9 protein-coding genes and 3 pseudogenes are annotated in these 11,830 nt (G+C 59.7%); 3 read left to right on the top strand and 9 right to left on the bottom strand.

Annotated features, from left to right (window positions below):
• Nucleotides 1-163, top strand: a pseudogene (locus tag X773_RS78165) (transcriptional regulator); the annotation flags it as partial.
• A 233-nt stretch (nt 164-396) separates the two neighbouring features.
• Here X773_RS78165 and X773_RS59590 read toward each other — a convergent pair.
• Entirely contained in the window at nt 397-1,320 is a 924-nt protein-coding gene (locus X773_RS59590; protein ID WP_023677860.1) for a hypothetical protein, read from the bottom strand.
• Between the two features lie 399 nt (nt 1,321-1,719).
• Here X773_RS59590 and X773_RS59585 point away from each other — a divergent pair, with 399 nt between their 5' ends.
• Both X773_RS59585 and glf read left to right on the top strand, forming a co-directional pair.
• On the top strand, nt 1,720-2,892 hold the full coding sequence (locus X773_RS59585; protein WP_023677859.1) for a glycosyltransferase family 1 protein: 1,173 nt from the start codon (nt 1,720-1,722) through the stop codon (nt 2,890-2,892).
• Between the two features lie 2 nt (nt 2,893-2,894).
• Nucleotides 2,895-4,037, top strand: coding sequence for a UDP-galactopyranose mutase (gene glf, locus X773_RS59580; protein WP_023677858.1), 1,143 nt, complete (start codon nt 2,895-2,897; stop codon nt 4,035-4,037).
• A 139-nt stretch (nt 4,038-4,176) separates the two neighbouring features.
• Here glf and X773_RS59575 read toward each other — a convergent pair whose 3' ends face one another.
• The 8 genes and pseudogenes from X773_RS59575 to X773_RS59550 all read right to left on the bottom strand — a co-directional run bounded on the left by X773_RS59575 (nt 4,177) and on the right by X773_RS59550 (nt 11,830).
• Nucleotides 4,177-5,343, bottom strand: coding sequence for a beta-glucosidase (locus X773_RS59575; protein ID WP_023677857.1), 1,167 nt, complete (start codon nt 5,341-5,343; stop codon nt 4,177-4,179).
• Nucleotides 5,344-5,549: 206 nt separating this feature from the next.
• Nucleotides 5,550-6,074, bottom strand: coding sequence for a ferritin-like domain-containing protein (locus X773_RS59570; protein WP_023677856.1), 525 nt, complete (start codon nt 6,072-6,074; stop codon nt 5,550-5,552).
• A gap of 1,091 nt (nt 6,075-7,165) precedes the next feature.
• The gene (locus tag X773_RS59565; protein WP_023677855.1) at nt 7,166-7,531 is read right to left on the bottom strand and encodes a hypothetical protein; all 366 of its coding nucleotides are present in this window, start codon (nt 7,529-7,531) and stop codon (nt 7,166-7,168) included.
• A gap of 394 nt (nt 7,532-7,925) precedes the next feature.
• A complete protein-coding gene (locus X773_RS59560; protein WP_156937370.1) occupies nt 7,926-8,309 on the bottom strand; it encodes a hypothetical protein in 384 nt (127 codons plus the stop codon).
• A 209-nt stretch (nt 8,310-8,518) separates the two neighbouring features.
• Nucleotides 8,519-8,968: pseudogene (locus X773_RS79055) on the bottom strand (transposase); the annotation flags it as partial.
• Between the two features lie 4 nt (nt 8,969-8,972).
• Nucleotides 8,973-9,866: pseudogene (locus X773_RS74645) on the bottom strand (IS256 family transposase); the annotation flags it as partial.
• Between the two features lie 302 nt (nt 9,867-10,168).
• On the bottom strand, nt 10,169-10,993 hold the full coding sequence (locus X773_RS59555) for a L,D-transpeptidase (protein ID WP_023677853.1): 825 nt from the start codon (nt 10,991-10,993) through the stop codon (nt 10,169-10,171).
• 174 nt (nt 10,994-11,167) lie between these two features.
• The gene (locus X773_RS59550; protein WP_023677852.1) at nt 11,168-11,830 is read right to left on the bottom strand and encodes a haloacid dehalogenase type II; all 663 of its coding nucleotides are present in this window, start codon (nt 11,828-11,830) and stop codon (nt 11,168-11,170) included.

Genomic DNA, 11,830 nt, shown 5'->3' with positions numbered 1-11,830 from the left:
TTCCGAAACCGGCCTCGCCGCACTCGATCTGAAGAGCCATCATTCAATCCGCGTCCGTATCGGCGTCAAGGACGATGCCAAGCGCCCCGGCGGGATCAATATTTTCGGCAAGGGCTTTGGAAATTACGATCAGGACATTGTGCTCAGGATCAAAACCGCGTGAATCGACTGGCCGCGTTGCTGCGCTCAGTTACAGTTCATTGCTAGGCTAGGCTTGCAGCTGGCACCGCCGTCCATGAGGCGACCGGCTTGCCTGACGTGTATAGATCCCTCGTCGCAAGCTTTGCCCACTGGCTGCGAATCCCCTGCTACCCTCAATCACCAGTACAAAGGGATCCGTCCCACCAACCAACAGCCAGAGCATCCTCCGTTCCGGCAAATGCCGGAACTTACCATCTAGGCAACTCTCGAAAGTATATGCCGATCCAGGTCACACTTAGCCAACCCGAACCGCCAGCGATGGTTCGTAGCCTCACGCCTGCTCTGGTAGAACAAGGTCAGTTGCCGGCCGTCGATCATCACCGTCGAATGGCCATTCTCGCCGGGCTCACCAGGGTCGAGAACGGGGCCAACGGAAACGTAGGGACCCTTGACGTCATCGGCGATGGCGAAGAAGACGCGCTGCCGGCTGCCGCGCGGACCTTCGGGGAGGAAGCAGGTGGCGTTGAGAAGCACACGACCGTCCGGCAGCTCGACGAGCTGCGCGCCTTCGATCCCCCATTCGTAATCGGGGTGCTCGCGCGCATTGTGATGTGGCACGTCGAGATGATCGAGTATCTTGCCGAGACGTTTCCATGGCCCGAACCAGGAATCGGATTGGCTGCGCGCCAGATAGACATCAGGCTGGGGCACCCTGGTGAATTTGGGCATGCCTGAATAGACGATGTAGCGCTTGCCTCCGATGATTGCGGGGTGGGGATCGTAGATGCCGTCCTCATCGGTGTCGGGCAGCGACAATATCGCCGCATTGAGCACCACCCAATGAAAGCCGTCATTGGACACCGCGTGCTCGCAACGTCCGCCGGACTTCATGAATTCGGTCTGGATAAACATGTGGAAGACGCCGCACTCATGAATGACGCCGGGTGCCGCAACGCCCGATCCGGTAATCGGCAAAACGATCGCCTCGTGCTCTGTCCAGGGTCCATAAAGATCCGGCGCTGTGGCGTGGAGGATTTTCCAGCTCTCTGTTGTGACGGTGCCGCTGGAGCCGAAGACGTGCCAGAGCGTGCCGTCGAACACCGGACAAGGGTCCTTCAGATCATCCACAACCTGCGGGTGAAACAATGGAAAGACGTTGGTTTCAAAGTCGATCTTCATTCGCCAGCCATCCCTCGATTCGTCTCGGTCTCCATTCAAATGAACCACCGGCGCGACTCAGATGAATCGATTCCAAGCGTATTTATAGCTCCGCTGATGAACGGTTGTTGAACGATTGAAGGATTTGAACCGCTCTGTGGCAAAGGGCCACATTTGGGGAGCCCGACCTGACGCGAGGGGCTTCATCATGTGGATCGAATGGGGGCGGCCGGCTCGCCCCTTCTCTGTCGAGCCGTCGCAAGTGGAGCGGACGGCTGGTCTCGCCCGAGACAGTTTGGAGCTATGGAACAACTTATCGGGATGGAAGTTATATAGAAGGCTGCGAACTTCATGTCAAAGCTGCCTCGATTGACTTTTGTTAGTCGAGGCATTTTGTAACTATATCGAAGGATAATCTACATGGAAATGGCGGCGGGCCGGGCCAAAACACCAAAAAACCCTGTACAACCGTCTATTTTAATTTGCTTTTCACACCTCCGATGGAACTTCGTATATCAGAGACCACAACACATTCTGACCCTGGCGTCAAAACAGCAACAGCTAATTTACTTCGAAGAGCCGATCTTCGATGAGAGGCGCCACCCTTCGATGCGGGTGCACAATATTACCCCCAAGATCAGAATAGTGACGCCGCTGATCCCAGTTGGTACTTCCGCGACCAGGGCGGACGCAATCCAGCGCAGGTTCGTCGATCAGATCCTCGCCTCCACGCCGCATGACCGATTGACGACCTGGTATTACACGCCCATGGCGCTACGCTTCAGCGATCATCTCGCCTGTGACGTCTGCGTCTACGACTGCATGGATGAACTCTCCGCGTTCAAAGACGCTCCCGCAGAGTTGACGCAGTTGGAAAAGGCGCTGTTGCAACGTGCCGATGTCGTCTTCACGGGCGGGCAGAGCCTCTACGAGGCCAAGCGCAGCTTGCATCGGGCGATCTTTCCCTTCCCGAGCAGCATCGACGTTACCCATTTCCATCAGGCTAGGGCGCCAGGTGAAGACCCGTTCGATCAGGCCGACATACCTCACCCGAGGGTGGGGTACTTCGGGGTCATCGACGAACGGCTCGACCTTGAACTTATCGCGCATGCGGCTGCGGCAATGCCAGACGTGCATTTTGTCATGCTCGGCCCTGTCGTCAAGATCGATCGGGCGAGCCTTCCCACGGCAGGCAACCTGCATTGGCTGGGCGGCAAGTCCTATGCAGACCTGCCGAACTATCTCAGGCATTGGAGTGCCGGCTGGATGCCGTTCGCGCTCAACGAAGCGACCCGCTACATCAGCCCGACCAAGACTCCCGAGTTTCTTGCGGCAGGACTGCCGGTGTTGTCCACGGCGATCGTCGACGTTGTGCGTACCTACGGCGTCGAAGGCCTTGTCGAGATTGTCGAGGCGGAGGACATCGAGGCCAAGCTTCGCTCGATCCTGGCCCACCCCCGCGATTTGCTGGTGAAGAAGGCCGACGCCTACCTCGCCGACATGTCCTGGGAGAAGACCTGGAGCGCGATGGCTGCCCACATCGAGCGCGCCCATGCGATGAAGAGCGTCGTCCCATTCCTGAGGAGGGCGTGAGCGTGTTCGACTGGTTGATCGTAGGGGCCGGTTTCGCCGGCAGTGTGCTGGCCGAGCGTATCGCATCGCAACGGCAGGAAAGCGTCCTGATCGTAGACCGACGAAATCACGTCGGCGGCAATGCCTATGACTGCTACGACGAGGCGGGAATACTAATTCACCGTTACGGGCCTCACATCTTTCACACCAACGCCCAATCGATCGTCGACTATCTGTCGCAATTCACGCAATGGCGGCCTTACGAACATCGTGTGCTGTCGCTTGTCGATGGAAAGCTGCTGCCGATACCGATTAATCTCGACACCATAAACCGCCTCTACGGCCTTGAATTGACGTCCGAGCAGTTGCAGGACTTCTTCGCTTTCCGACGCGAAACGGTCAAAGAAGTCCGCACCGCCGAGGACGTCGTGGTGAGCACAGTAGGCAGAGAGCTCTACGAGAAATTCTTCCGCGGCTACACGAGGAAGCAGTGGGGTGTCGACCCTTCCCAGTTGAGCAAGTCAGTGACGGCGCGAGTCCCGACCCGGACCGATCGCGACGATCGGTATTTTGGCGACAGCTTCCAGAACATGCCGGCAGGCGGGTATACGCGCATGTTTCAGCGCATGCTGGATAGTCCCAAGATCAAGATCATGCTGCAGACCGACTACCGCGAAATTCGCGACAAGATCCCCTTCCAGCAGATGATCTATACCGGTCCGATCGACGAGTATTTCGACTGGAAGCTTGGTCGCTTGCCCTACCGTTCGCTGCGCTTTGAGCACACGACGCTTGATTGCGAGCAGTTTCAACCGGTCGCCGTCGTCAACTATCCGCAGACGGAAAAATACACACGGATCACCGAGTACAAGCATCTGACCGGTCAGCAGAGTCCGAAGACCAGCCTCACCTACGAATACCCCACCGACGTCGGAGATCCTTATTACCCGGTGCCGCGGGCCGAAAACGAGGCTTTGTACAAACGATACGAAGCTTTGGCCGCGGCGTGCCCGGAGGTCTGGTTCGTCGGACGTCTTGCAACATATCGCTATTACAATATGGATCAGGTGGTCGGCCAGGCATTGGCTACGTTCGGGCGCATTCAGACACGCCTGCCAGCAAACGGGATGCTCGTCACGCCGACGCAGCGCGAGGCGGCCGAGTGAATGATGCGCCGGCCTGACCGGCGTCGGGCGACCCACGGCCAAAGAGACCAACGATGTTTCTCGGCTTCTCGGCGAACAGCTCTAGATATGCTGTGCTGTTGATGCAGCTGAAAAGCGCGCACTGTTCGTATCAGCGAGGCTATAGCGCGCTTGCTTGTTGTTCCTCAAACGCCAAGAACGATTGGCGCTGGCGCTCCAACTCGTCCGCAAGTGGCTTGCGAACAGTGCGCGAGCCGTCCGCATGAATGGTGGAGAACAAGCCGACTTCGGCGTGGCGCGAATTGTCCCAACCTGGGTAGGCCGTCACCGGGTACAGGCATATACCCTGAACAGGTGCACCGAGGCTCGTCGCATCGCGCACTTCGTCGCAAACGTAGTGAAGCCAGGCTGGCCGGCCTGAACCTTCGGCGCCGGTCTCGGCGATGAACATCGGCTTCTTGTATCGTTCGGCGACCTCGACCAGCAATTCCGAAAGTGCACGGTATTCGTGGTGCCCCATCGGTATCGTTGGGCCATTCAAGTACCATTGGTTGTGCGGATAGAAGTTGAGGCCGATGACGTCCACAACGTCCTCGCTGCCGCCCAACTCCGGTTCCACGCGCCCGATCAGCATGTCATACGCCTCGAATTGGCCCTGGCGAGCATTTTCGGCGCGCCGCCGCTCGGGGTGAGTACGGTCACGAGGAGCAATATGGATCAGCGGTTCAGCCCAGATGAACCTGCAGCCGGGTTCGGCCTCCCGCATGGCCCTCACGCCGGCGACCGCTGCCCTGACAAGGTGTCGTTTGAACCATCCACGCTTGTTCGGCCCGACGCGGGGGAAATAGCCGACCTCCACAGCCCATGCAAAAAACGAAATCTCGTTGATCGGGCACACCAGGGGAGCCACCCCGGTAGCGGAGCGATGAACCCGAACAGCTTCCGCGGCGAAACGGACGTAGGCCTTGATAAACCCCGGGCCACCTTGGTCGATATGGTCTGGCGAGCCATAGTGGAAGATATCCCAGATAATCTGCACCCCGGCCGCCTGGGCTGCTTCGATCGCCGACGTCCAACTCGACCAGTCGAAGACTCCGGGCGCTGTTTCAATCAGGTGCCAGCGCAAGCCGTCGCGGATCGTGCGAAGCCCAAGCTCGGCACAACGGCGATAGTCGGCATGTGCATGGATGTCATGTGAGGTCGCGCGGATCAGATCAAGACGGGCCCCGTCGGCGCGCCTGTGGGAGGAACACTCGAAACCAGCCATGAAAAAGCTGTCGAACCCGGAAGAGCCTGCCGTGGGCCGACGAGCGGTATCCTCGTTCATACCAACATCCTGTCGCCCAAGGCGTGGGCAAGTAGTCGCATTCGCAGTCCCCCATTGTCAGTTCTGGTGGCCTAGTCGAAACCGGTCGGCCACCACCACGTCGACGGCTCGGCGGCAGCGGTGTACACGTGTGCCTGGATTGGCGAATACAACCAAGCTCCAATCCCGTCTGCCGGGGGCCGCGGTCGCGTCGATTCGATCCGAAGTTATGCGGCCTGTTGCATCGCCCGTTCGTTGACGCCTGTTTCGCCTAGTCGGGTGAGCGCCTCATCGGTTGCTTTTTCTTCCTTGAGCGTCTGTTCGAGTAGCGGGACGGCGTCTTTCAAGCCAAGTAACCCGGCCCATGTGACAAGAGTCCCGTAGCGCGCTATTTCATAATGTTCGACGGACTGGGCTGCAGCCACGAGACCCGCGTCCAATGCCGGAGCCTCCTCGAATTCCTCCAAAATCTCCTGTCCTTCTTCGATGATGCCGTCGATCGCCGGGCACGTTTTCCCTTGGGCTCTCTTGCCAAAGGCGTCGAAAACTTGCTGCAGACGCTCGATCTGACCTTCCGTCTCGTCACGATGTTTTTCGAACGCCGCCTTCAACTCTTCGGACTCCGCGCCCTTTGCCATTTTCCGGAGCGCCGTCAGAATCTTGCGTTCGGCGTAGTAGATGTCTTTCAGACCATCATAGAAAAGGTCTTCCAAGCCCTTGGAGCTGCCCTGAGAGCTTTTTTTCGTCGCCATTGTCATCTCCTCTTTCATTTCTATCGACGCATGCATGGCTCTAACTGGACCAGTCTCTTGTTGTTCCTTCGGCGACGGCACACCGGCAGCCAACAGCGAGCGACGGTCGGGTTGACCGCTGATTTCAGTCCGCCGCGCCAGCAGCGGCTTGAGCATCTCGGCTGCGCTCCATTGCGGAAATTCCGGAATGAGGATCGTCTGCCTGAAGGGTTTCCGCTGTCATCGAGTCCTTGCGGCCGCATTTTTCGCAACGGACCTTTGCCCGCACCTGATCAAGGTTCCCGATCTCTTCTCGGGCCCCCAATGGCGTCGAACCTGGACGAAGTTGCCGACCAGATCAGCAGTGTATAGGGGCCGCGGACCTGTTTTGCGATGTAGTTGAACTCACCTTGAGGCAGCTGCTCGCGCAGGCGTTTGGACGACAGGCGGACGGCATCATGGCCTCTAAATTCGAATTCGAGGTCAAGAGGACCACGTCCACAGCATAGTTGCACCTAAGATCCTCCTCGATGTCGCCAGCGGCGCGAAGCCTCAGATGGTCTTCGAAAACCCCCTCTGCGGACCGAGCATGTCATGTCTCCTTTGCAGTACCGGAAAGGCCGTGGACAGCCGTGTCGTCCTTCGCGATGCTGAACGGATGCGACGGCGGTTTGTTCCTGAGGCCAACATGCGCTGGAGCCGGATTGACTTGCACCCCCGATTACAAACGAATGAGAACATTCAATCGGGGTCCTCATGGCTTCCGCCATCGACATTCTGGCATGCTGACCAGCGACGAGGTCGGCAATTGTCCAGGACTAGAGCGGCCGGCCAGGTGCAGCGGTGCCGGGGGGACCTCACGCTCCAAGGCCGTCCTGGCCTTCGCCAGCGACAACCACAAGGCCTGCAAAAAAGCTTCATCTGCTTGCGGTGTTAATCCGACCTCCTTGCAATGTTCAACGATCCTGTCCTGGATCGACACTGCGGTTTCATACCGTTGGACAACCCTTGCCAGAACGTCCTGACAGGTGCCAATCGCCACCTCCCGAATGTGGTCAGCGACGGGAGAGAGGGCAGCACGGGTGACATCATGAGCAACGGGGGCGTCCCGATCAGTCGGATGTATTCCGCCTCGGGCTGCCCATAAGAACGATCCGCCAACGCGCGTCTATAGCAATAGCTTCAGCCTTCAATTGAACAAAGCAATCGTGTGGGGACCGGTCCTCACCCATGACCAGGGCTGCCCCGGTCATACCGTCAAAGCCAATAAGGCCAACCTCGGCCTCGACCTCAGCCCGAAGCTTCGCCACCATTAACCCGAGACCGCTCTCGAAGAAATCGACGGTGTCAATCGGGACCGAGGTCTGCTCCAGGTGCGTCCTCAGTCCCAAGTGACGGGCTTCGAGGTGAGGCTGCAGCAACGTCAGATCCGGTGCGCTCAGGCGCCGCAACAGTTCGTTCTTGAACGAGGTTTCCATCTGCGCTGTCTCCCGATCGGGGCGGAAGGGCGATGGTCGCTCACAGCTGACGACGCCCTAACAATTGTCGACAGTCAGGGGAAAGTATACCTAAAAGGGCGGGGAGTCTCAAAAAGCTACTATGCTGACCAGAGAAGCTCGTCAGTCTGGCGATCATCAAGATGCTGCTAACAAGCAGTGTCCGCCTCTACCGGTCGAAGGTTGCCTTCGCAATCTGGTGTGCGCCTTTTGTCGAAGCATACGGCCCCAAACTGATTCATCCTCTGGGGAAGCCAAGCGGTATCGACGCTGCCTGAAAACTTACGCGCAAGCGCTCCACACTTTCGGGGGGCGCTTTGTCGATCGACCAGAGTAGCCAAGCACCCCTTCTGTATCCCATAGTATTCGTCTTCGCCTATTGCTCCGGAACGGCAGAGGTTTGCGGACGATTTCGTGCTGCTTCGGCAATTTCCGGGATGTATTTCGTCGCGGTGCAGCTTCGGTTCACATTGGCGCGTGCGTCGAATACCTCTTTCTCGCAGACCCGCTTAGCGAGCTCGATAGGCACATGAACTGCCAGAGGCACTTCCACCTCGGAGATTCCAAGCTCCCTTGCGATCTGCTGTTTCACTTCGTGCCTGCCAAGCGAAACGTCGACGCCGACATCCTGGGCATCTTCGGTTGTCGATGATGCGCCTTGCCCCGGCAGATCTTGCTGCTCGGTCTGAGCAAATGACTGCACGGCAAAAAGCTGCAAGGCGAACACGGCGAGCGGCAAAATTCGTTGGAATACTCTCATGCCTGGCTCCTGCAGGTGCCTTTAACAACGGCAAAGTATTTGAAGCGTTCCAGAGGCGGGGATGCGCGCGCTCAGCGGCAGTCGAGGCGGGTTTTTTCTGTGGAATAGTTGTGTGCGTCAAGTTCTGCAAAATGGCGTGGCATTGCGGTGACGTCGGCGTGTCCGCCGCGCAGCCCGTGTTTAGCGGAGCGGCGGACACATGACGGTGCTCAGGCGGCCAAGGCCCTCAGGCTCTCCTTCTTGTGCTCGCGCAGATGATCCATGTTGAGGTAGCGGGTCGCCTCGAGCCAGTTCTCGTGGATCTCCACCGCCAATGCCCGAACCAGCCGCAGACAGCTCCGCGGGTTGGGGAAGATGCGAACGACCAGGGTGCGCCGCTTGATCTCCTGGTTCAGCCGCTCCAGCATGTTCGTCGACTTCATGTGCTTGTGGTGAGCTAGCGGCAGCCGATAGAAGCTCAGCGTCTCCTCGATGTTGTCTTCCACCCAGTTGACCAGCTTCGGGTATTTGGTCTGCCATTTGGCGATCCACTGCGCCAGGTCGCGTTTGACCTCGGCAAGGTCGCGCCGGTCGTAGAACCATCGGAGCTCCATCAGGCAATCGTCGTCGACCTTGCGCGGCACGTAGTCGAGCGCGTTTCTGAGGAAGTGCACGTAGCANCTGCCATTTGGCGATCCACTGCGCCAGGTCGCGTTTGACCTCGGCAAGGTCGCGCCGGTCGTAGAACCATCTGAGCTCCATCAGGCAATCGTCGTCGACCTTGCGCGGCACGTAGTCGAGCGCGTTTCTGAGGAAGTGCACGTAGCAGCGCTGCCAGACCGCTTCGGGCAGCACTTCGCGGATTGCCGCCCTGAGCCCCGGATGGTCGTCGGAGACGACGAACTCGACGCCGGCGAGCCCGCGATTCTTGAGCCCCGTCACGAACTCGCGCCAGCTCGAATGGCTCTCCCGGTTGGCCAGCTCCACGCCCAGAACCTGGCGCCGGCCCTCCCAATCCACGCCGATCGCCACCAGCACCGCCTGGCTGGCGATCACGCCCGCCTCGCGAGCCCGCTCGTAGCGCGCGTCCAAAATGAGATACGGATAGCTTTCCTCGAGCCGCCGCGTGAAGAACGCCTTGAGCGCCTCATCCAGCCGCATCGTCGCCTCGCTCACCGTCGAGGCCGAGAAAGAGTGGCCGCACAATTCCTCCGTCACCGCCTTCACCTTGCGGGTCGAGACGCCCTGCACGTACATCTCGACCAGCGCCGACACCAATGCCTTCTCCGAACGCTGGTAGCGCTCAAACAACTCCGTCGAGAACCGGCCAGCCCGATCCTGCGGAACGCGAAGCTCCAGCACCCCGACCCGCGTCACCAGCTTGCGCTCGTAATAGCCGGACCGGTAACTCGTCCGCCCCGCCGTCCGCTCCCCTTTCTCGGCCCCGATCGCCTCCGTCATCTCGGCTTCAAGAACCTCCTGCACGACACTCTGCAATGTCTGGCGAAAGCCGTCCTCATCCGACAACAGCAACGCTTTCAACTCGCCTCTGCTCAGTCTAACGTCTCGATTGGTCATGGCACTTCCCCTTCCACGGGAATCGGTGATCGCAATGTCACCACCGTGCCATGGCCGCTCGCCCCTCAGAGCAAGCGCCGTTCTCTCTCCAAAACTTTTTGCAGAACCTTCAGCACACTATCTTCGGGAAGGAGAAACGGCCCAGGACGGGCAGCAATGGGTAGGGAACGCTGGTTGCGTTGAATGTCGGCTATCGGGGGGCTCGGCATAAGCATCGGACCTAAAAGCGGGCACGGGCAAGCCGACGCTCGGCAAAGCCAGCAGGAGCCGTGAGCAATCCCGCCTCCGCGCTTTCGACCAGCTCAAAAGATCGAGTTTGTGATCGATTTTATCGGGCCGAGCAGGATCGATCCTTCCGGCACGCCGGCGTCGATCGGGATGGCTTTGCGGTTTGCTGTCGCCACCATCGGCTGACCGATGTCGGCCGTCACCACGACCGGGGTCTTGTTCGGCACACGATCATAGAGATCGATGATGTCCTGGTTCATCAGGCGCACACAGCCCGACGACACCGACTTGCCGATCGACCGCCATTCCGGCGAACCGTGCAAGCGGTAGAGCGTGTCCTGGTTGCCCTGGAAGAGATAAAGCGCCCGCGCGCCAAGCGGGTTCTTGAGCCCACCGGGCATGCCGCCATTGTCGGCGCTGTACGGCTTCAACTCCGGCTGCCGGGCGATCATGTCGTCCGGCGGCGTCCATTTCGGCCATTTCTGCTTCCATTGGACCACCGCATCGCCCGACCATTCGAAGCCGGCGCGGCCGAGGCCGACACCGTAGCGGATCGCCTGGCCGCCCGGGCGCACCAGGTAGAGGAAGTGATTGGTGGTGTCGACGACGATGGTGCCCGGCTGCTGCCCGGTCGGATCGTCAACGATCTGGCGCAGGAACTGCGGGTCGATCTTGTCGGCCGGTATGGCCGGCAGCTCGAAGCCGCCATCCGACATCGGCCCATACATCGTCACATAGTCGCCGAGCGCCGGCTCGACATAGGTCGGCGGCGGTGGCTCGACCGGTTGTTGCGACAGCGTGGTGCAACTGGAGACCGCGACCGAGGCGGCGCCAAGGGCTGCTGCGTTGAGAAAACCGCGACGGCTCAGGCGAAAAGAGGACGATGGGGGTGTGAACATGATTGCCTTTTTTAAGTCTCAAATCGCAACAAAGCATAAATGCGTCCTGTTGCGCGCGGTTGCCCGAGCAATGCCCGGCGCGATAGGCGGTTCCAATTCTGGCCGCAGGGTGGACAAACAAAGGCAAAGCTGTGACCGGATCGTCACTGTTGCGCCGACGCAACATTTCCGGTGTCACCCCCCGGCGACCAGACCTTCAAGGGACGGCAGGATCAGGGCCGGTGGAAAATCCCGGTATTCCTCAGGCTGATTGGCGCGGTTGATCCACACTGTCCTGAAGCCGAATTTGGTGGCGCCGGCGACGTCCCAGCGGTTGGATGACTGGAAAGAGACAGCGCCCGGATAGAGGCGCCAGCCCGTGGTGACCATGTCGTAGACCGACGGATCGGTCTTGAAGCGCCTGACGCTGTCGACGGAAAAGACGTCGTCCAGGACCTGGTCGAGCGCGGCGGACTTGACGGCCGCTTGCAGCATCTCAGGCGAACCGTTGGACAGGATCGCCAGCCTTGCCCCCGATGCCTTGAGCGCCTTGAGCACGGCCGGTACCTCCGGATAGCAGTCCAGCCGCCAATAGGCCTCGAGCAGCTTCGCCCTCAGCCCGGCATCGGCGGATGGAACCTTGCGCAGGGCGAAGTCGAGGGCCTGCTCGGTGAGCTGCCAGAAATCGGCATAGGCCCCCATCAGCGTCCTGACCCAGGAATATTCCAGCTGCTTGGCGCGCCAGATATCGGACAACAACTGGCCGTCCGGCCCGATCTGGTCGGCGTGACGGCGCACGGCCGCATGCACGTCGAACAGCGTGCCATAGGCGTCGAAGACGTAAGCCGCGAACTGCAT

It is taken from the genome of Mesorhizobium sp. LSJC280B00, from assembly GCF_000502835.1.
GTDB lineage: Bacteria > Pseudomonadota > Alphaproteobacteria > Rhizobiales > Rhizobiaceae > Mesorhizobium.
Note: the sequence above shows the minus strand (reverse complement) of the source record. Positions and strands in the feature narration are given on the sequence as shown.